General features: G+C 65.2%; 11 protein-coding genes and 4 pseudogenes. All 15 read left to right on the top strand.

All coding sequences use genetic code 11. The features are described 5' to 3' along the window. Nucleotides 1-33: 33 nt before the first annotated feature. The 15 genes and pseudogenes from mraY (at nt 34) to tnpC (ending at nt 21,242) form a co-directional block, all read left to right on the top strand. On the top strand, nt 34-1,137 hold the full coding sequence (mraY, locus tag ACVWW3_RS20635; RefSeq protein WP_247347744.1) for a phospho-N-acetylmuramoyl-pentapeptide-transferase: 1,104 nt from the start codon (nt 34-36) through the stop codon (nt 1,135-1,137). Between the two features lie 7 nt (nt 1,138-1,144). Continuing rightward, nucleotides 1,145-2,546 (top strand): annotated as a pseudogene (gene murD / locus ACVWW3_RS20630) (UDP-N-acetylmuramoyl-L-alanine--D-glutamate ligase). A gap of 245 nt (nt 2,547-2,791) precedes the next feature. Next, nucleotides 2,792-3,943 (top strand): putative lipid II flippase FtsW, encoded by a 1,152-nt coding sequence (ftsW, locus tag ACVWW3_RS20625; protein WP_456648839.1) that lies wholly within the window; start codon nt 2,792-2,794, stop codon nt 3,941-3,943. 165 nt (nt 3,944-4,108) lie between these two features. Further along, a pseudogene (gene murG, locus ACVWW3_RS20620) lies at nt 4,109-5,211 on the top strand (undecaprenyldiphospho-muramoylpentapeptide beta-N-acetylglucosaminyltransferase). 125 nt (nt 5,212-5,336) lie between these two features. Beyond that, nucleotides 5,337-6,740 carry a UDP-N-acetylmuramate--L-alanine ligase gene (murC, locus tag ACVWW3_RS20615; protein ID WP_456648841.1) on the top strand — a complete coding sequence of 468 codons (1,404 nt, stop codon included), beginning with the start codon at nt 5,337-5,339 and terminating at the stop codon, nt 6,738-6,740. A gap of 4 nt (nt 6,741-6,744) precedes the next feature. Continuing rightward, nucleotides 6,745-7,665 (top strand): UDP-N-acetylmuramate dehydrogenase, encoded by a 921-nt coding sequence (murB, locus tag ACVWW3_RS20610; RefSeq protein WP_247442547.1) that lies wholly within the window; start codon nt 6,745-6,747, stop codon nt 7,663-7,665. A 22-nt stretch (nt 7,666-7,687) separates the two neighbouring features. Further along, nucleotides 7,688-8,675 (top strand): annotated as a pseudogene (locus ACVWW3_RS20605) (D-alanine--D-alanine ligase family protein). Between the two features lie 350 nt (nt 8,676-9,025). Beyond that, nucleotides 9,026-10,054, top strand: a complete 1,029-nt coding sequence (locus tag ACVWW3_RS20600) for a cell division protein FtsQ/DivIB (protein WP_456648842.1) — start codon at nt 9,026-9,028, stop codon at nt 10,052-10,054. Then, nucleotides 10,051-11,375: pseudogene (gene ftsA, locus ACVWW3_RS20595) on the top strand (cell division protein FtsA). The gene ACVWW3_RS20600 and the pseudogene ftsA overlap by 4 nt, the downstream one beginning before the upstream one ends. Before the next feature lie 87 nt (nt 11,376-11,462). Next, a complete protein-coding gene (gene ftsZ, locus ACVWW3_RS20590) occupies nt 11,463-13,268 on the top strand; it encodes a cell division protein FtsZ (protein ID WP_456648843.1) in 1,806 nt (601 codons plus the stop codon). 360 nt (nt 13,269-13,628) lie between these two features. Next, entirely contained in the window at nt 13,629-14,594 is a 966-nt protein-coding gene (gene lpxC, locus ACVWW3_RS20585) for a UDP-3-O-acyl-N-acetylglucosamine deacetylase (RefSeq protein WP_456648844.1), read from the top strand. Nucleotides 14,595-14,854: 260 nt separating this feature from the next. After that, nucleotides 14,855-15,745, top strand: coding sequence for an outer membrane protein assembly factor BamD (locus ACVWW3_RS20580; protein WP_247347720.1), 891 nt, complete (start codon nt 14,855-14,857; stop codon nt 15,743-15,745). 13 nt (nt 15,746-15,758) lie between these two features. Continuing rightward, the gene (gene recN / locus ACVWW3_RS20575; protein ID WP_247442538.1) at nt 15,759-17,432 is read left to right on the top strand and encodes a DNA repair protein RecN; all 1,674 of its coding nucleotides are present in this window, start codon (nt 15,759-15,761) and stop codon (nt 17,430-17,432) included. A 112-nt stretch (nt 17,433-17,544) separates the two neighbouring features. Continuing rightward, nucleotides 17,545-19,692, top strand: coding sequence for an NAD-dependent DNA ligase LigA (gene ligA, locus ACVWW3_RS20570; RefSeq protein ID WP_456648845.1), 2,148 nt, complete (start codon nt 17,545-17,547; stop codon nt 19,690-19,692). A 95-nt stretch (nt 19,693-19,787) separates the two neighbouring features. Further along, nucleotides 19,788-21,242 carry an IS66 family transposase gene (gene tnpC, locus ACVWW3_RS20565; protein ID WP_456647658.1) on the top strand — a complete coding sequence of 485 codons (1,455 nt, stop codon included), beginning with the start codon at nt 19,788-19,790 and terminating at the stop codon, nt 21,240-21,242. Nucleotides 21,243-21,318 lie beyond the last annotated feature (76 nt).

Genomic DNA, 21,318 nt, shown 5'->3' with positions numbered 1-21,318 from the left:
AACGCGTGCGAAAAGCGCCATAGGACCGTCTGAATGTTTTACTGGCTGATCGAGCTCTCCAACACATTTCCGGGCTTCGGTGCCGTTCGCACCTTCCTGAACGTCTTCCGCTACATCACCTTCCGCACCGGCGGCGCGGTCGTCACCGGCGCGCTGTTCGTGTTCCTGTTCGGGCCCTGGATCATCGACCATCTGCGCCTCCGCCAGGGCAAGGGCCAGCCGATCCGGGCCGATGGCCCGCAATCGCATCTCGCCAAGAAAGGCACGCCCACCATGGGCGGGCTGATGATCCTGTCCGGCCTCACGGTCGGCACCGTGTTGTGGGCCAATCCGCTCAACCCCTACGTCTGGATCGTGCTGGCAGTGACGCTCGGCTTCGGGTTCGTTGGCTTCTATGACGATTATCTCAAGGTGACCAAGCAGACCACGACGGGCTTCGGCAGCAAGCTTCGCCTGCTGATCGAGGCGGCCATCGCGCTGGTCGCCTGCTATGCGCTGGTGCGGCTGAACCGCGATCCCGCGTCGACCGCGCTGACGATTCCTTTCCTGAAGGACACCGTGCTGCATTTCGGCTGGTTCTTCATCGTGTTCGGTGCCTTTGTCATCGTCGGCGCCGGTAACGCGGTGAACCTCACCGACGGTCTCGACGGCCTTGCCATCGTGCCTGTGATGATCGCGACCGCGAGCTTTGCGATGATCGCCTATCTCGCCGGCAACGCGGTGTTCGCCGATTATCTCCAGATCAAATATGTCGCTGGTACCGGCGAACTCGCGGTGCTCTGCGGCGCGCTGCTGGGCGCCGGCCTCGGCTTCCTCTGGTTCAACGCGCCGCCGGCCTCGATCTTCATGGGCGACACCGGCTCGCTTGCGCTCGGCGGCATGCTGGGTGCGATCGCGGTGGCGGTGAAGCACGAGATCGTGCTCGCGGTGATCGGCGGCCTGTTCGTGCTGGAGGCGGTCTCCGTCATCGTGCAGGTGGTGTCGTTCAAGATGACCGGAAAACGCATCTTCCGGATGGCGCCGATCCATCACCATTTCGAGCAACTCGGCTGGACCGAGCCGCAGATCGTGATTCGCTTCTGGATCATCTCGGTGATGCTGGCGCTGGCGGGCCTGTCGACCTTGAAGCTGCGGTGACCGGTCGATGATCCCCGTGACGTCCTTTGCCGGCAAGACGGTCGCAGTGTTCGGCCTCGGCGGCTCGGGGCTCGCGTCCTGTCACGCGTTGAAAGCGGGCGGCGCCGAGGTGATCGCCGCCGACGACAGTGCCGAGAACGTCGCCAAGGCCGCGCAGGCGGGCTTCATCACGCGCTGATTTGCGAAACGTCTCCTGGGCGAATTTCGCGGCGCTGGTGCTCGCGCCCGGCGTGCCGCTGACACATCCGGTCCCGCATTGGAGCGTGCTGAAGGCGCGCGAGGTGGGCGTCGAGGTGATCGGCGACATCGAGCTGTTCTGCCGCGAGCGGCGGCGGAACGCGCCGGACGCGCCGTTCGTCGCCATCACCGGCACCAACGGCAAGTCGACCACCACGGCGCTGATCGCGCACCTGACGAAAGTTGCCGGCTACGACACCCAGATGGGCGGCAATATCGGCACTGCGATCCTGTCGCTGGAGCCGCCGCGCATGGGCCGCGTCCACGTCATCGAGATGTCGTCCTACCAGATCGACCTCACGCCCTCGCTCGATCCCTCCGTCGGCATTTTGCTCAATGTCAGCGAGGACCATATCGACCGTCACGGCACCATCGCGCATTACGCCGCGGTGAAGGAACGCCTCGTTGCCGGTGTGCAGGGCGGCGGCACCGCGATCGTCGGTGTCGACGACGGGTTTTGCCGCGACATCGCCGACCGGCTCGATCGCGCAGGCAAGAAGGTGGAGCGCATTTCCGTCAAGAACCCGTTGGCGAGCGGCATCCATGTCGAGCACGGCACCATTGTGCGCAATTCGGGCGGCGCCCGCAGCGAAGTTGCCAGACTCGGCGGCATCGGCTCGCTGCGCGGCCTGCACAATGCGCAGAACGCGGCGTGCGCCGCAGCCGCCGCGCTCGCGATGGGCATCAGCCTCGATGTGCTTCAGAACGGCCTGCGCAGCTTTCCGGGCCTTGCACATCGCATGGAGCAGGTCGGCCGCCGAGGCAATGTGCTGTTCGTCAACGACTCCAAGGGCACCAACGCTGATGCCACCGCGCATGCGCTGTCGTCCTTCGGCGATATCTTCTGGATCGCCGGCGGCAAGCCGAAGGCGGGCGGCATCACTGGGCTCACCGGCTACTTCCCGCGCATCCGCAAGGCCTATCTGATCGGCGAGGCCGCACCGGAGTTTTCCGGCACGCTCGGCACGCAAGTTCCGCACGAGATCAGTCAGACTCTCGACGTCGCCGTCGAGCATGCCGCGCGCGATGCGGAGATGTCGGGCATCACTGACGCGGTCGTCCTGCTGTCACCCGCCTGCGCGTCCTTCGACCAGTACCGCAACTTCGAAATTCGCGGCACCAGGTTCCGCGAATTGGTGCAGGCGCTGCCGGGTGTGAAGCCGGTGGTGTAGGAGCTCTCGTGTCCCGGACGCGGTGCGGCACGAAGTGACGCTCCGCAGAGCCGGGACCGTGAAGTCGCAATGGGCCCCGGCTCTGCAGCGCACCGCCATAGCGTGTCGAAGACGCGCGTAAACGCGCTTAGAGCGCTGCGCTGCGTCCGGGGCACGAGACTCTCCACAAGTTCATCGATCTCATTAACCCCCCGTAAACCAACCTCGGCGACCAATGGACCGACCTCTGTCCGAAAGCGGCCGCCATGCTCTCCCGTGAAGAACGCACCCCCTTTTCCGAGTGGTGGTGGACCGTCGACAAGCCGCTGATGGGCGCCATCCTGGCGCTGATGCTGACCGGCGTGATCCTGTCGCTGGCGGCGAGCCCGCCGGTTGCGACCCGCATCGGCCTCGATCCCTTCCACTTCTTCAGCCGTCACGTGCTGTTCCTGGTGCCGTCCTGCATCGTGCTGCTCGGGGTCTCCTTCCTGTCGCCGCGCGCGATCCGCCGCAGCGCGCTGATCATCTTCACGGTCAGCATCATCCTGATCGTGCTGACGCTCGCGATCGGCCCTGAGGTCAAGGGCTCGCGGCGCTGGATCACGCTGCTCGGCGTCAATATCCAGGCCTCTGAAGTGGCCAAGCCATCCTTCGTCGTCATCGCGGCCTGGCTGTTCGCGGAATCGACCAAGCGTCCGGAAATGCCGGCGACCTCGATGGCGCTGGTGCTGCTCTTGATGCTGGTGTCGCTCCTGGTGATGGAGCCGGACTTCGGCCAGACCATGCTGATCCTGATGGTGTGGGGCTCGCTGTTCTTCATCGCGGGCATGCGGATGATCTGGGTGTTCGGCCTTGCCGGGCTCGGAGCGGCCGGACTGTTCAGTGCTTACCTGTTCGTCCCCCACGTCGCCGGCCGCATCAAGCGCTTCATGAATCCGGCCTCCGGCGACACCTTCCAGGTCGATACCGCGATGGAAGCCTTCTACAACGGCGGCTGGTTCGGGCTCGGACCGGGCGAGGGCATCGCCAAGCGCAGCCTGCCGGACAGCCACACAGATTTCGTGTTCGCGGTCGCCGCCGAAGAGTTCGGCATCATCCTGTGCCTCGCGATGCTGGCGCTGTTCGCCTTCGTCGTCATCCGCACGTTGTCGCGCGCCTATGCCAACGAGGACATGTTCTCGCGCTTTGCGGCCTCGGGTCTTGCGATCCTGTTCGGCGTGCAGGCGGCGATTAACATGTCGGTCAACCTCCAGCTCATCCCCGCCAAAGGCATGACGCTGCCGTTCATCTCCTATGGCGGCTCCTCGATCGTGTCGCTGGCCTATGGCGTAGGCATGATGCTGGCGCTGACGCGGCTGCGCCCGCGCACGGAGGTCGAGGCGAGCGGCCACGCCGAGGCGATGCGCAGCTACGCGTGACCCTCACCCTGAGGAGCCGCGCTACGCGCGGCGTCTCGAAGGGCGAGGCCACCGGCCGGGCCTGCATCCTTCGAGACGCGCGAAGATGCGCTCCTCAGGATGAGGATCAGGCAGTCTGGCCGGCTCGCTCGCAATAGCGAGGGAGACACTGTAAAACTCCCCGCCATGGACAAATCCCCCCTGATTCTTCTCGCCGCGGGCGGCACCGGCGGCCATCTGTTTCCGGCCGAGGCGCTCGGCGTCGAATTGATCCGGCGCGGCTTCCGTGTCCGCCTCGTCACCGACGAGCGCGCGCTGCGCTACAGCGGGCTGTTCACCAAGGACATGATCGACGTCGTATCGAGCGAGACCGCGCGCGGCCGCAATATCCGCTGCAGCTCGCCTATGCCGGCCTGACGCTCGCCGCCGGCACGCTGTCCGCCTACGGCCTGATCAAGCGATTGAAGCCGGTCGCCGTCGTCGGCTTCGGCGGCTATCCGACGCTGCCACCGCTGGTCGCGGCAAAATTCGCCGGCGTGCCCGGCATCATCCATGACGCCAATGCGGTGCTCGGCCGCGCCAACCGGTTCCTGTCGAGCCGCGTCCGCGCCATCGCGACGTCGTTGCCCGGCGTGCTCGACCGCGATCGGGCGCTATCCGGCAAGACCACGACAGTCGGAACGCCGATGCGACCGGCAATCCTCGCTGCAGCCGACGTGCCATATGCTGCGCCTGAAGTGAACGGCCCGCTGCGCCTGCTCGTCGTCGGCGGCAGCCAGGGTGCACGCATCATGGCCGACATCGTGCCCGGCGCGATCGAGCGCCTCGAGCCTGCGTTGTGGAGCCGGCTCGTTCTCACCCAGCAGGTGCGCGACGAGGACATGGCGCGCGTGCGCGCGGTCTACGACAAGCTCAAGATCAATGCCGAGCTTGCGCCGTTCTTCACAGATCTGCCGGCAAGGCTCGCCTCCAACCATCTGGTGGTGTCGCGCTCCGGTGCCGGCACCGTGGCCGAACTCGCCGCGATCGGGCGGCCCTCGATCCTCGTGCCGCTGCCCGGCGCGATCGACCAGGACCAGTTCGCCAATGCCGGCGTGCTGGCCAAGGTCGATGGCGCGATCCGCATCCTGCAGACCGAGTTTTCCTCCGATCGCCTCGCCGCCGAGATCTCCGCCTTCGCCGCCGAGCCCGCGCATCTTGCCGCCATGGCCGAGGCCGCCCGCAGCGCCGGCCGGCTCGACGCGGCCGAGCGGCTGGCGGATCTTGTGGTCAAAGTTGCGGGAATCTGACGCGAAAAAGCCCTTGTCTTCGCCTTCTAAAGCGGGGCATCCAGTAGGAAAGGCCCGCGGCTGATTTGGCCGTGACCATCGCCAGAGCCGCTCTTGCAGGGCGCGGCAAGGTCAGGGAACAACGCATGAGACTGCCGCGCGAGATCGGACCCATCCACTTCGTCGGGATCGGCGGGATCGGCATGAGCGGCATCGCCGAAGTGCTGCTCAATCTCGGCTATTCCGTGCAGGGCTCGGACGCGTCCGACAATTACAATCTCGACCGTCTGCGCAAGAACGGCGCGAAGGTCTCGGTCGGCCACAAGGCGGAGAACGTCGACGGCGCCGAGGTCGTCGTGGTCTCTACCGCGATCAAGCGCGACAATCCGGAACTGATGGCGGCGCGCGAACGGCGCATCCCCGTGGTGCGCCGCGCCGAGATGCTGGCCGAGCTGATGCGGCTGAAGAGCTGTGTCGCCATCGCCGGCACCCACGGCAAGACCACGACGACCACGATGGTCGCGACGCTGCTCGACGCCGGTGGCCTCGATCCCACCGTGATCAACGGCGGTATCATCAACGCCTATGGCTCCAACGCGCGTCTCGGTGCGGGCGACTGGATGGTGGTCGAAGCCGACGAGAGCGACGGCACATTCCTGAAGCTGCCGACCGAGGTCGCGATCGTCACCAATGTCGATCCCGAGCATCTCGATCACTTCAAGACGTTCGAGGCCGTGCAGGACGCGTTCCGAAGCTTTGTCGAGAACCTGCCGTTCTACGGCTTTGCCGTGATGTGCATCGACCATCCCGTGGTGCAAACCCTGATCGGCAAGATCGAGGACCGCCGCATCATCACCTATGGCGAGAATCCGCAGGCCGACGTGCGTTTCGTCGATCTGACACCGATGGGCGGCGGATCGAAGTTCAAGGTCGCGTTCCGCGATCGCAAGACCGGCCGCGTGCACGAGATCGCCGATCTCATGCTGCCGATGCCGGGACGCCACAATGCCTCCAACGCGACGGCCGCGATTGCGGTCGCGCGCGAGCTCGGGGTGTCGGACGAGGCGATCCGCAAGGCGATCGCCGGCTTCGGCGGTGTCAAGCGCCGCTTCACCAAGACCGGCGAATGGAACGGCGTCACCGTCATCGACGATTACGGCCATCATCCGGTCGAGATCACCGCGGTGCTGAAGGCCGCGCGGGAGTCCACCAACGGCAAGGTCGTCGCCGTGGTGCAGCCGCATCGCTACACCCGCCTGGAGTCGCTGTTCGAGGAATTCTGCACCTGCTTCAATGATGCGGATGCGGTGATCGTCGCCGAGGTCTATGCCGCAGGCGAGACGCCGATCGAAGGCATCGACCGCGACCATTTCGTCTCAGGCCTTCGCGCGCACGGCCACCGCGAGGTGATTCCGCTGCCGGCGGCGCCGGAGCTTGCGGGCATCATCAAGGCAATCGCAAAGCCGGGCGATCTCGTGGTGTGCCTGGGCGCCGGCAACATCACGCAATGGGCGTATGCGCTCCCCGGCGAATTGAAGGCGCTGGGGTAGGGCAGTGAGCTTTCCCGACATCACCCCCACTCTCAAAGCCGCGATGCCGAAACTTCGCGGCCGGCTGCTCGCGAACCAGTCGCTCGCCGAGCTCACCTGGTTTCGCGTCGGCGGTCCCGCGCAGGTGCTGTTCACGCCGGCGGACGAGGACGATCTCGCTTATTTCCTCGCGCATCTCGCAAGCGACATTCCCGTCTACGTCGTCGGCGTCGGCTCCAACCTGATCGTGCGCGACGGCGGCATAGCGGGCGTGGTGATCCGGCTGACGCCGCGCGCCTTTGGCGAGGCGAGCGCGAGTGGCGATGTCGTCACAGCTGGAGCCGCCGCGCTCGACAAGCGCGTGGCGGAAGTCGCCGCTTCCGCCAATATCGGCGGGCTCGAATTCTACTTCGGCATTCCCGGCACGATCGGCGGGGCGCTGCGCATGAATGCGGGCGCCAATGGCGGTGAGACCAAGGACGTGTTGATCGAGGCGCGAGGCGTCGGGCGCGACGGCACGAAGCACGTCTTCTCCAATGCCGACATGAAGTTCGTCTACCGCAACAGCGGCGTCGATCCCTCCATCATCTTCACCTCCGGGGGTTTCCGCGGCGAGATCAGGGATGCCGAGGCGATCCGCGCGCGCATGGCGGAGGTGCAGTCCCATCGCGAGACCGCGCAACCGATCCGCGAAAAGACCGGCGGTTCGACCTTCAAGAATCCGCAAGGCCATTCCGCCTGGAAGCTGGTCGATGCCGCCGGCTGCCGCGGTTTGCGCGTCGGCGGGGCTAAGGTCTCCGAGATGCACTGCAATTTCCTGATCAACACGGGTGACGCCACCGCGCACGACATCGAGACGCTGGGCGAGACCGTGCGTGAACGGGTGAAGGCAAATTCCGGAATTGAGCTACACTGGGAAATCAAGCGGATCGGAATTCCCGGCTAATTTGGACAAGCGACGAGAGAACATGCGCATCACCATCCTCTTCGGCGGCTCCAACCGCGAACGTCTGGTTTCGGTCGCGTCAGCCCAGGCGCTGCATCAGGCGCTGCCCGAGGCCGATCTCTGGTGGTGGGACGTCGAGGACAAGGTGCATGTCGTGCAGTCCAAGCAGCTGCTCGAACATGCCCGCCCGTTCGAGGACGAGTTCAAGCCGGGTACATCAGGCATTCCGCTGGCGCAGGCGCTCGACCAGGCCAAGGCCGAAGGTCGCGTGCTGGTGCTCGGCCTGCATGGCGGGCGTGCCGAGAACGGCGAATTGCAGGTGATGTGCGAGGCGCGCGGCGTGGCCTTCACCGGCTCGGGCTCGGCCTCCTCGCATCTTGCCTTCGACAAGATCGCGGCCAAGCATTTCGCCGCGCTCGGCGGCGTGACGCCGCCGGCCAACGTTGCGCTGGACGAGATCGACGAGGCGTTCGCCGAATACGGCCGGCTGATCGCAAAGCCCGCGAAGGATGGCTCGAGCTACGGCCTGATCTTCGTCAACGCCAAGCAGGATCTCGTCGCCGTCCGCAACGCGGCGAAGCACGAAGAATACGTGATCGAACCCTACATCGCCGGCGTCGAGGCGACCTGCGGCGTGCTGGAGCGGCGCGGACGGGTCGATCATCGCGCTGCCGCCGATCGAGATCATTCCGGGCGAGGGTAGCTTCGACTACGCCGCGAAATATCTCTTGAAGTCGACCCAGGAGATCTGCCCCGGCCGCTTCACGGCGGAGATCACCGCCGCATTGAAGCAGCAGTCGATGCTGGCGCACCGGGCGATGTCCTGTACCGGCTATTCCCGTTCGGACTTCATCGTCTCGGACAAGGGCCTGGTCTATCTCGAAACCAATACGCTGCCGGGCCTGACCAAGTCATCGCTCTATCCCAAGGCGCTGAAGGCCGAGGGCATCGAATTCGTCGACTTCCTGCGCGGTCTGGTCGAACTCGCCGTGCCCGGTGTGCGAAAATAATTAGGATTGGTTAACGGCCGAAGTGGCGAAACGGTCGGTTTTGGAACCCAAAACCGGTAAAATGCCGGACATTGCGGCATAAATGCCTCACCGGCCTGGGCAAAAAGCTCTCGTCGTTAACGAACTTTACCTTTTGTTTACCAGGACGTCCGAAGGTTAACGCTGGCGGCGCATATGACGCTTTGGCTGCCGGCGCGTGGACCGTTGCGGGTGTTGTCACCTCCAGCGAACGCTCTGAAGGGGAGAGGTTTTCTTCTGCTGAAGACCAGCACCCGGCCCGGCAAGTCCGAGACGTCATATTCGCCAGGACCCGCGCGATGTCGCGGGCAAACTGTTGACGAGCTCGTGCAATGGATGGAGCAGGAAGCCTCACTCGGTCGCTTTTCAGATCGCTGAGGCCCCAAGCTGACCTGAAGGCGGCCGCTATCGGAGCGGTCGTGCTTCTGCACGAGTGGGTGCAGGACAAGCGCGAGGAAAGACTTCACGGCGCCCGCGCGGCCGCCAGGGACAAGACCAAGGCCAAAGCCGTCGTCGAGCGCGAGCCGCCGCCGCGCGTGGTCGCGCTGGTCGAGCGCTTTATGCCGCGCCGGGTCGGGATCAGCATGACGGTGCTGCTCCTGATCGGAAGCTGCGGCTTCGGTATCGTCAAGGGCGGCCATCTCCAGGATTTCATCACCGCGGTCAACGACACCCGCAACGCGCTGGCCAATTCCGCGGGCTTCCGCATCACCTCCGTCGTGATCAACGGCCGCAAGCAGCTCAGCCAGGATGAGATTCTGGCGATCGGCGGCGTCAGCGGCCGCTCATCGCTGCTGTTCCTCGACGCCGACGCCGTGCGCGACAAGCTCAAGGGCAATCCCTGGATCGCGGATGCGACCGTGCTGAAGCTCTATCCGGGCCAGCTCATGATCGAGCTCACCGAGCGCAAGGCGTTCGCGCTGTGGCAGGAGGCCGGCCGGCTTTCCGTCATCGCCGATGACGGCGCCGTGCTCGAGCCCTATGTCTCGCGCCGGTTCCTGTCGCTGCCGCTCGTGGTCGGCAAGGGCGCCGATACGCAGGCCCGCGATTTCCTCGCGCTGCTGGCGCGCTATCCGCAAGTCAATTCGATCACCAAGGCCGCGATCTTCGTCGGCGAGCGGCGCTGGAACCTGAGGCTCAAGGATGGCCTCGATATCCGGCTGCCCGAGCAGGACGTCGGCAACGCGCTTGCGATGCTGTCCAGGCTCGACAAGGAGGACAGGCTGTTCTCCCGCGACATCGTCGCCGTCGACCTGCGCCTGCCCGATCGGCTTGTGGTGCAGCTGTCCGAGGACGCCGCCAAAGCGCGCGAAGATTTGTTCAAGGACAAGAAGAAGAAAAAGACCGGGGACGCCGCATGACCGGTCTTGATCGCACCCAAACGCCGAAGACACGCCCGATGTCGCACAAGCGCAGCGGCCTCGTCGCCTGCCTCGACATCGGTACCAGCAAGATCGCCTGCATGATCGCGCGGCTGAGGCCGTCGGCGCCGAGCGAAGCCCTGCGCGATCGGACCCATGCGGTGGAACTGATCGGTTACAGCCAGATCCAGTCGCGCGGCATGAAGGCCGGCGCGGTGGTCGATCTAGGCGAATGCGAGCAGGCGGTGCGCCAGGCCGTTCGGGCTTGCGGAGAAAATGGCCAAGGTGCGGGTCGAGTCCGTGTTGCTGTCGGTCTCCGGCGGCCGGCTCTCCGGCCAACTGGTCGAAGCTGCGGCCGACATCCGCGGTGGCGCCGTGACGCCGGCCGATGTCAGCCGCGTCACCTCCACCGGCATGCGCCACGCCACCGGCGAAGGCCGCACGGTGCTGCACGCGCTGCCGGTCGGCTACACGCTCGACGGCGTCAAAGGCATCCGCGATCCCCGCGGCATGGTCGCGCATCAGTTCGGCGTCGACATGAACGTCGTCACCTGCGACGCCACCGTGGCGCGCAACCTGATGCTGGCGGTCGAACGCTGCCACATCAACGTCGAAGCCATGGCGGCGAGCCCCTATGTGGCCGGCCTGTCGGTGCTGACCGACGACGAGGCCGATCTGGGCGCGGCCGTCGTCGAGATGGGCGCGGGCACGACAACGATCGCGGTCTATTCCGGCGGCCGGTTCGTGCATGCCGCGGGTTTTTGCGGTCGGCGGGCAACATATCACGATGGATCTGGCGCGCGGACTCTCCGCGACCATTGCCGATGCCGAGCGAATCAAGACGTTATACGGGACCGTCATCACCGGCGGATCGGACTCGCGTGAGCTGATGTCTGTACCGACAGCCGGTGACGAACAGGATCTGCCGCAGATCGTCTCCCGCGCTACCATCGCCAATATCGTCAAGCACCGTGCCGAGGAAGTCTTCGAAATGGTTCGGGACAAGCTGAAGGATTCGCCCTTCGCCTCGGAGCCCAACGGCCGCGTCGTGCTCTCCGGCGGGGCCTCGCAGCTCACGGGCCTCGTCGAACTCGGAACGCAGATTCTCGGCCGGCCCGTGCGGGTCGGACGTCCGCTCGGATTCGGCCGGCTGCCCAACGAGGCGAAGAACGCCGCGTTCGCGGTGCCCGCCGGACTTCTCGTCTACCCGCAATATGTTCACCAGGAACATGTCGAACCGCGGCATACGCGGCAGCAGGTCAAGACAGGGACGGGCGGTTATTTTGGAAAGGTCGGACGATGGCTACGCGAGGGCTTCTGATGAACCGGTTCCGCAATCTTCGAATTTCACCAACTCCCGCGGCCGTCGGCCGGGGCGAACCCACGCGCGCGTGATCGAGAGGCAAACATGACCATCAGCATCAATGTTCCTGATATTCACGAACTGAAGCCCCGCATCACCGTGTTCGGCGTCGGCGGCGCCGGTGGTAACGCCGTCAACAACATGATCACGGCGGGCCTTCAGGGCGTCGACTTCGTCGTCGCCAACACCGACGCGCAGGCGCTGACGATGTCGAAGGCGCAGCGCATCGTGCAGATGGGCACGGCGGCGACGCAAGGATTGGGCGCAGGCTCGCAGCCGGTCGTCGGCGCGGCCGCGGCCGAAGAGGTGATGGACGAACTCCGCGACCATCTCTCGGGCGCCAACATGGTGTTCGTCACCGCCGGCATGGGCGGCGGCACCGGCACCGGTGCGGCTCCCGTGATCGCCAAGATCGCGCGCGAGATGGGCATCCTTACCGTCGGCGTCGTGACCAAGCCCTTCCACTTCGAGGGCGGCCGCCGCATGCGCACCGCGGAAGCGGGCATCAACGAGCTGCACAAGGTCGTCGATACGCTCCTGATCATCCCGAACCAGAACCTGTTCCGGGTCGCCAACGAGAAGACCACCTTCGCCGACGCCTTCGCGATGGCCGACCAGGTGCTCTACTCCGGCGTTGCCTGCATCACCGATTTGATGGTCAAGGAAGGCCTGATCAACCTCGACTTCGCCGACGTGAGAGCGGTGATGAAGGAAATGGGCAAGGCGATGATGGGCACGGGCGAAGCCTCCGGCGACAAGCGCGCGCTGACCGCCGCTGAAGCCGCGATCGCCAACCCGCTGATCGACGATAGCTCGATGAAGGGCGCCAAGGGCCTCCTCATCTCCATCACGGGCGGCAAGGATCTCACCCTGTTCGAGGTCGACGAAGCTGCGACCCGCATCCGCGAGGAAGTCGACCAGGACGCCAACATCATCGTCGGCGCGACCTTCGACGAGGCGCTCGACGGCCTGATCCGCGTCTCGGTCGTCGCCACCGGCATCGAACAGGCCGCGATCGCCCGCAACAGCCAGGCCACCAGCGCTCCTGTCGCGAACGCGGCACCGCAGGCACCGCAGGCTCCCGCTGCTCCGGCCGCGGTTGCCGAGAGCCGCCTCGCCGATCTGACCGCGCGGTTGCGCGCCGACAATCAGCGCATGGCCGAGCGCGCCCAGAAGCTGGAAACGCAGATCCCGGGCGCCGCACCGGGCCAGTTTGCCGCCGCTCCCATGGCTCCGCGTGCGAACGTCGAGCGCGCTGCGCTCGCCGCCATCGCTGCCGCCGTTGCGGACGTGCCGCAGGCTCCCGCCCCGATGCAGACCTATGGCGACGTCACCGTGCGCCCGATCGCGCAGAAGCCCACGCTGTTCCCGGAGCCTGAGCAGGCGCCGATGGCCATGCATGAGCAGATGACGCCGGAAACCTTCATCCCGCCGCAGGCGGAGCGTGCGCCGGTCCGCACACCGCGGATGCCGCGTATCGAAGAACTGCCGATGCCGGCCCAGGCCGAGCTTCGCCAGGCCCGCGGCGAGCTTGAAGAAGAGACCCCGCAGAAGACCCGCCTGTCGCTGCTCCAGCGCCTCGCCAATGTCGGCCTAGGCCGTCGCGACGAGGAGAGCGAGGCGCCGATCGCGGCCCGTACCGCCGGTCCCGCGATGCCGCCGCTGCCCGATCGCCGGACCCAGAAGACCGTGGCGCAGCAAATCGCGTCCAGCGAGCCGGTGTCCGAGTATGCCCGCCGTCCCGCGCCGCAGGGCCTGGACATGCATGGCCGTCCCGCGCCTGTTGCCCCGGCGCCACAGGGAGACGACCATCTTGATATCCCGGCCTTCCTGCGGCGGCAGGCGACCTGAGGATTGTTACAATAAGGCAGACGAAAAAAGGTCCCGGCGGGAAGCTTGCCGGGACCTTTCCTTTTGTCCGGTACATATCCGGATTGCATCGCCAAGCAGCTGATTTTAAATCATTAATTACGTATTCGATGGTTCAGTAAAACTGCCGATAACGGTCCCGAACTTCGCTCTAATTTGGTTAAGCCTTGGCGCGAATACGGCAGGTTTGGGGTAACAATCGGTAAAAAAGCGTGAGTTGGCGCTGTTTGAGGCAGTGACTATGGTTTGCCGTGACTTGGGGATACGGATTCGGAGCGGGCGGCCTTGGCCGGTCAGTCGGGTTCAGTATAAGTCGCGATGGTCGTAGTGGGGCGGTTCCTGATGAAATTTAGCCGGCAAACAACGCTTCGTGCGCAAGCCTCCGTGGCAGGCGTCGGCGTTCATTCCGGTCTTCCCGTCACTCTCACGCTTGGGCCCGCTTCTGTCGACGCGGGTTTTATTTTTGTCCGCACAGGGCTCGAGGGAAGTGACCGCGAAGTTCAGGCGACCGCCGAGCAGGTGATCGCGACCGATTTCGCCACCGTCCTCGGCGATCGCAGCGGCCCGCTGGTTTCCACCGCCGAGCATGTACTTGCTGCGCTGCGGGGCATGGGCGTCGACAACGCCATTATCGAGATCGACGGGCCGGAAGTGCCGATCATGGACGGCAGCGCCGCGGCCTTCATTGCAGCGATCGATCAGGCCGGCATCGTGACCCAATCGGCACAGCGCCGCTTCATTCAGGTTTTGAAGCCGATCTCGGTCAAGGTCGGCGATTCCTTCGGCGAGATCAGGCCCTACGCCAGCGGGTTCCGCGCCGAGGTCGAGATCGACTTCACCAATCCTGTCATCGGCCAGCAGAGCTACGCCTTCGACCTCAACCCGGAGCGTTTTCGCCGCGAAGTCGGCCGGGCCCGGACTTTCGGTCTGATGTGCGACGTCGCGCGGCTCTGGAGCGCCGGCTATGCGCTCGGCGCCTCCTTCGACAACACCGTCGTGTTCGACGAGGAGCGGCTGCTCAACACCGAAGGCCTCCGCTACGCCGACGAATGCGCCCGCCACAAGGTGTTGGACGTGATCGGCGACCTCGCGCTGGCCGGTCTGCCGCTGCTTGGCGCCTATCGCTCGGTCCGTGGCGGCCACAAGCTCAACCACGCCGTCCTGACCGCGCTGCTCGCCGACCGGACCGCCTGGCGGGTGGTCGAGGGCGAGGCGGCCCGCCGCACCACCGCGCGTCCCGTGGGCGAAGTCGGTCGTGGCATCGTCGGCGGCCGGATCGCCGCGGCCTACGGGCCGGACGTTTCCTGAAGAGAGACGTGTCCTGACCGACCTCTCGTCGCGGCCACTTGTACCCGCCGACCCCGGGAAACTCCTGGTAACGAAGATCGGCTAGGATTGCGGCGCGGTCGCCTTAATCCGGGCGAAATGCCTGCCTATCCGGTTGGTTCAAGATCGTTTTTCGATTACACCGGCGTAGTCGCATGGCAGGCACCACGGCTACTTTTCGCGCCCATGACGCGGTTCATGGGCTGGCGGACACCGCACCATAGGGCGTCAGGGCAATACTCATGTCGGCACAGCGTATGACGCGCGGATATCTCCAGGTCTCGTCTCGAGTCCGTGGATCGCTCAAGGCTGCTACCTTCTTCGTACTCGCGCTGCCGCTGGGCGGCTGCGGCACCGGCGCGCTTTGGGACAAGTTCACCGCCAAGGACGACACCTTCGTCGAGGAGCCCGCCGACAAGATCTATAATGAGGGCCTGTACCTCATGAACGAGAAGAAGGACATGAAGGCGGCGAACAAGAAGTTCGAAGAGGTTGACCGCCAGCATCCTTATTCCGACTGGGCCCGCAAATCGCTGCTGATGTCCGCCTATTCGTCCTATCAGGCCGGCGACTATGACAGCTGCATCGGCGCGGCCACCCGCTACGTCACGCTGCATCCCGGCAGCCCGGATGCGGCCTATGCGCAATACCTGATCGCCGCCTCGCATTACGACCAGATCCCGGACATCAGCCGCGACCAGACCCGCACCGAGAAGGCGATCGCCTCGCTGGAAGAGGTGGTGCGCAAATATCCGACATCCGAATATGCGACCTCGGCCAAGGCCAAGATCGAGGGTGCGCGCGACCAGCTCGCCGGCAAGGAAATGAATGTCGGCCGCTACTACGCGCAGAAGCGCGATTACACAGCGGCGATCAACCGCTACAAGGCCGTGGTGACGCAGTACCAGACCACCCGCCATGTGGAGGAGGCGCTGTACCGCCTGACCGAGGCCTATATGGCGATCGGCATCGTCGGCGAGGCCCAGACGGCCGCCGCCGTGCTCGGGCACAATTTTCCTGACAGCCGCTGGTACAAGGACGCCTATAATCTTGTAAAATCCGGTGGTCTCGAACCGAGCGAGAATCAGGGGTCCTGGATTAGCAAGACCTTCAAGAAAATGGGCCTCGGCTAGGAAATAGAATTCCATGCTCGCGCGTCTGTCGATCCGTGACATCGTCCTGATCGAACGGCTCGATATCGAATTCGCAACGGGCCTCGCGGTTTTGACCGGCGAGACCGGTGCGGGCAAATCCATCCTGCTCGATGCCTTTGCGTTGGCGCTCGGCGGCCGCGGCGACGCCGGCCTCGTGCGCCACGGCGCGGAGCAGGGGCAGGTCACTGCCGTGTTCGATATCCCCAAAAATCACCCCGCCGCGAAGATCCTCGCGGAGAACGGGCTGGAGGATACCGGCGAGATGATTCTCCGCCGGGTCCAGTTCGCCGACGGCCGCACCCGCGCTTTCATCAACGACCAGTCGATCAGCGTGCAGACGCTGAAGGCGGTCGGCGCCGCCCTGGTCGAGATCCACGGCCAGCACGACGAGCGCGCCCTGGTCGACGCCGCCACCCACCGCCGCCTGCTCGACGCCTTCGCCGGTCTCGAAAAAGATGTCTCGGCCGTCGAAGCGCTCTGGGATGCACGTCGCACCGCCAACACCGCGCTGGAGGAACATCGCGCCGGCATGGAGCGCGCCGCGCGCGAAGCGGACTACCTCCGCCACGCCTCGGACGAATTGAAGCAGCTCGCGCCCAGGGACGGCGAGGAGACCTCGCTGGCTTCCCGCCGCACGACCATGATGCAGGGCGAGAAGATCGCCTCCGACCTGCGCGAAGCGCAGGAAGCGGTCGGCGGCCACCATTCGCCGGTCGCGACCCTGTCGGCCGCGGTGCGCCGGTTGGAGCGCCGCGGCGCCAGTTCGCCAGCACTGGTCGAGCCGGCGGTGAAGGCGATCGACATCGCGATCAACGCGCTGGAAGAGGCCGACCAGCATCTCCAGGCTGCCTTGGCCGCGACGGACTTCGACCCTTCGGAGCTCGAACGCATCGAGGAGCGGCTCTTCGCCTTGCGTGCAGCGTCTCGCAAGCATTCGACGCCGGTCGACGGGCTTGCCGCGCTTGCCGCCAGATATGCCGCGGAAATCGTGCTGATCGATGCCGGCGCCTCGCGGCTGAAAAAGCTGGAGCAGGCCGCGATCGAGGCCGACGCCCGCTATGCGGCTGCCGCCAAGAAGCTGTCGATGGCGCGGCAGAAATCGTCCGAAAAGCTCAACAAGGCCGTCAATGCCGAACTCGCGCCCCTCAAGCTCGAACGCGCAAAGTTCATGACCCAGGTCCAGACCGACGAGGCCACGCCGGGTCCGCAAGGGTTCGACCGCGTCGAGTTCTGGGTGCAGACCAACCCGGGCACCAAGCCAGGGCCGATGATGAAGGTCGCCTCCGGCGGCGAGCTGTCGCGCTTCCTGCTGGCGCTCAAGGTCGTTCTGTCCGACCGCGGCTCGGCGCCGACCCTGGTATTCGATGAGATCGACACCGGCGTCGGAGGCGCGGTCGCGGACGCCATCGGCGGGCGCCTGGCGCGGCTCGCCGGCAAGGTCCAGGTGATGGCCGTCACCCACGCCCCGCAGGTCGCCGCCCGTGCCGACCAGCATTTGCTGATTTCCAAGGATGCGCTGGACAAGGGCAAGCGCGTCGCCACCCGCGTCAATGCTCTGGCCGCCGACCACCGCCGCGAGGAAATCGCCCGCATGCTCGCCGGCGCCGAGATCACGGCCGAGGCGAGGGCGGCCGCGGACCGGCTGCTCAAGGCGGCGACGGCGTAGGCCCCGTGTCCCGGACGCGCGCAAGCGCGAGCCGGGACCCAGAACGTTATGTCCGGGGTACGAAACTGTAACCGCCTTTACCCTCCCGCCCGCTCCGTCGTATCCAAGCACCATGGCCAGAGCAGCAAAATCCAAACCGCTTCCCGACGTCGCCGACCTCACCAAGGCGCAGGCCAAGGTCGAGCACATGCGGCTCGCGCTCGAGATCGAGGGGCATAACGAACGCTACTACCAGGACGACGCGCCCACCGTCACCGATGCCGAGTATGACGCACTACGCCAGCGCTTCAACGCAATCGAGAAGCGCTTTCCGGAATTCGTCAGCGCGGACTCGCCGTCGCAGAAAGTCGGTGCTGCACCGTCAGGCCGCTTCAAGAAGGTGCGGCATGCCGTCCCCATGCTGTCGCTCGACAACGCCTTTGCAGAAGAGGATCTGCGCGACTTCGTCGGCCGGATCGTGCGCTTCCTGAAGCTCGACGACGACAAGATCGATTTCTCCGCCGAGCCGAAGATCGACGGCCTCTCGATGTCGCTGCGCTATGAGGGCGGTGAACTCGTCACCGCGGCGACTCGCGGCGACGGCGCGGTAGGCGAGGACGTCACCGCCAACATCCGCACGCTCGAAGACGTGCCCGAGAGGCTGAAGGGCCGCAACGTCCCCGAAATTTGCGAGGTGCGCGGCGAGGTCTACATGACCAAGAAGGCCTTCCTCGCGCTCAACGAGCGGCAGAAGGCTGAAGGCAGCACCATCTTCGCCAATCCGCGCAATTCGGCCGCGGGCTCGCTCCGGCAGAAGGATCCAACCATCACCGCCTCGCGCCCCCTCGGCTTCTTCGCCTATGCCTGGGGCGAGATGAGCGCGATGCCGGAGGGCACGCAGAGCGGCATGATCCACTGGTTCGAGCGCTGCGGCTTCAAGACCAACCCGCTGACCAGGCTCTGTCACTCCGTCGAGGAGCTGCTCGCCTTCCATCATTCGATCGAGGAGCAGCGCGCAAAACTCGACTACGACATCGACGGCGTCGTCTACAAGGTCGACCGCATCGACTGGCAGGAGCGGCTCGGCTTCGTCTCGCGCACGCCGCGCTGGGGCATCGCGCACAAATTCCCGGCCGAGCAGGCCATGACGGTGCTGCGGGACATCGAGATCCAGGTCGGCCGCACCGGCTCGTTCACGCCGGTGGGCAAGCTCGAACCGGTCGGCGTCGGCGGGGTGATCGTGCAGAACGTCACGCTGCACAACGAGGACTACATCAAGGGCATCGGCAACAAGGGCGAGGTGCTGCGCGAGGGCCGCGACATCAGGATCGGCGACACCGTCGTGATCCAGCGCGCCGGCGACGTCATCCCGCAGGTGGTCGACGTCGTCCTCGATAAGCGGCCGAAGGCTGCCAAGGAATTCCAGTTTCCGAAGAAGTGCCCGTGCCCGTTGCACACCGATGTCACGCGCGAGGAGACGGCGGCGGGAGAGGAGGGCTCACGCGCTCGCTGCACCGGCGAGTTCGCCTGCCCCTATCAGAAGATCGAGCATCTGAAGCTGTTCGTGTCGCGCCGCGCCTTCGACATCGACGGTCTTGGCGAGAAGCAGCTTCAGTACTTCTTCGACGAGGGCTTTGTGAAGGAGCCGGCCGACATCTTCACGCTGGAGAAACGCAACGCAAAGCTCAAGCTGGAGGACATCGAGGGTTACGGCGAAACCTCGGTGCGAAATCTGTTTGGCGCGATCGAGAGCCGTCGGAAGATTGCACTGGAGCGCTTTATCTACGCGCTCGGCATGCGCCATATCGGCGAGACCACAGGGCTGGCGCTGGCGCGCGGCTACGGCTCCTGGGACGCCTTCCACGATGCCAGCCTCAAGGTCGCCAAGGGCGACGAGGAGGCGATGGCCGAGATGGATGCGCTCGACCAGATCGGCGAGTCCGTGATCAAGAGCATCGCCGATTATTTCGGCGAGAGCCACAATCGCGGCATCGTCGAGCGGCTCACCAAGGAGGTCGAGATCATCGACGCCGAGAGGCCGAAGAGCAACTCCGCCGTCGCCGGCAAGACCGTGGTGTTCACGGGCTCGCTGGAGAAGATGACACGCGACGAGGCCAAAGCCACCGCTGAGCGGTTAGGTGCAAAGGTGTCCGGATCGGTGTCCAAGAAAACCGATCTCGTCGTCGCCGGCCCCGGAGCGGGTTCGAAGCTCGCGGAAGCCAACAAGCATGGCGTCAAGGTGCTGACCGAGGACGAGTGGTTGACGCTGATCGGGGAGTGAGGTTTTCTTTCGTCATTGCGAGCGAAGCGGTAACTGCCCAGGTGGCCGTTTGTATTCTCTTGACTGACCACATGTGTTTGTGAGTCAAGGTATGGGTGACGCCGCCAAATTCCTCATTGTCTGTGGACGCCCTGCTGGCCCTGATTGGGGAGTTGCAGGAGCGCAACCTGATGTTGGAGCAGCAGAACGCATTGCTGACGGTGCGTGTGGCCGATCTGGAGCGTCGGCTTGGTCTGGACAGCTCCAATAGCAGCAAGCCGCCTTCGAGCGATGGACCGGGCCAGGCTTCTCGCCGGACACAGAGCCTGCGTGAGCGAGGGTTGAAGAAGCCCGGCGGCCAGCCCGGCCATGCAGGCAAACACTTGAAGCGGTCCGAACGGGTCGATCATACGATCATGCATCGCCCTGTCAGATGCGGGCGCTGCCGAATGGCGCTGGAGGGTGAACAGCTGGAACTTGTCGGCAGCCGTCAGGTGTTCGATCTGCCGGCGCCGGCGCCGCTGCTCGTCACGGAGCATCAGCTCTATCGTTGCAAATGCAGCGGCTGTGGCGCGGTCACGACAGGATCGTTTCCACCCGAGGTAAGGGCGCCGGCGCAATATGGCGTCCGGTTGGCCGCTGTGGTGACCTATCTGTCGGCGGGACAGTTTCTGCCTGAAGATCGGCTCGGGCAAATCCTCTCCGATCTGTTTGGCGTGACCATCTCGGCCGGCACGATCGGACAAATGATCGCCCGGGCTGCCAGCCGGACGCAGGATTTCGCTGCGGCAGTCTGCGAGCAAATCCGCCGGGCACCGGTCAAGCATTTGGATGAGACCGGGTTCTGGGTGGGCGCCACGCCGCAATGGCTGCATGTCGCGGGCACCGCCGGGATCAATGGGCTGGTGCATTATCGCGTCTCACCCAGGCGCGGCGAGGTGCTGACGCAAGCGGCGCATATCGTTGTGCACGACCATTGGACATCCTATTTTCAGATGTCCGGTGTCACGCATGCGCTGTGCAATGCGCATCACCTGCGCGAGTTGACGGCGCTGGTGGACATCGATGGCGAGGCCTGGGCCCGGCGCATGCGCGGGTTGCTCCGCTGCCTGTGCCACGAAGTCAATCTGGCGTCAGAGCATCCAACCGACCAGACAGGCGCGCTGCGTCCCAACAGAATCCGCGCCGCCGAGCGACTTTATGACCGCATTATCCGCGCCGGTATCGCCTGGCACGAGGCGCTACCCGCGCTGCCTCGCGACATCAAGCGCGGGCGGATCAGACGGCGCACGGGCCATAATCTCCTGTTGCGCCTCAAGTTACATAAAGAGGCGGTGCTGCTGTTTCTGCACAACTCGGCGGTGCCGTTTACCAACAACGAGGCCGAGCGCGATGCTCGGATGATGAAATTGCGGCAGAAGATCTCTGCCGGCTTCCGCACCTCACAAGGCGCAGACAATTTCGCCACGCTTCGCACCCTGATCGGTACCGCTCGAAAGCGCGGATGGAACATGCTCGAAACATTGTCCCGATGCCCCACACAACTCATCCACAAACTCAGCGTCGCCTAACCGAGCAAACGGACCTGGGCAGTTACGCGAAGCGAAGCAATCCAGACTGTCAACGCGGAAAGATTCTGGATTGCTT

Source organism: Bradyrhizobium sp. LM2.9 (genome assembly GCF_054056555.1).
Note: the sequence above shows the minus strand (reverse complement) of the source record. Positions and strands in the feature narration are given on the sequence as shown.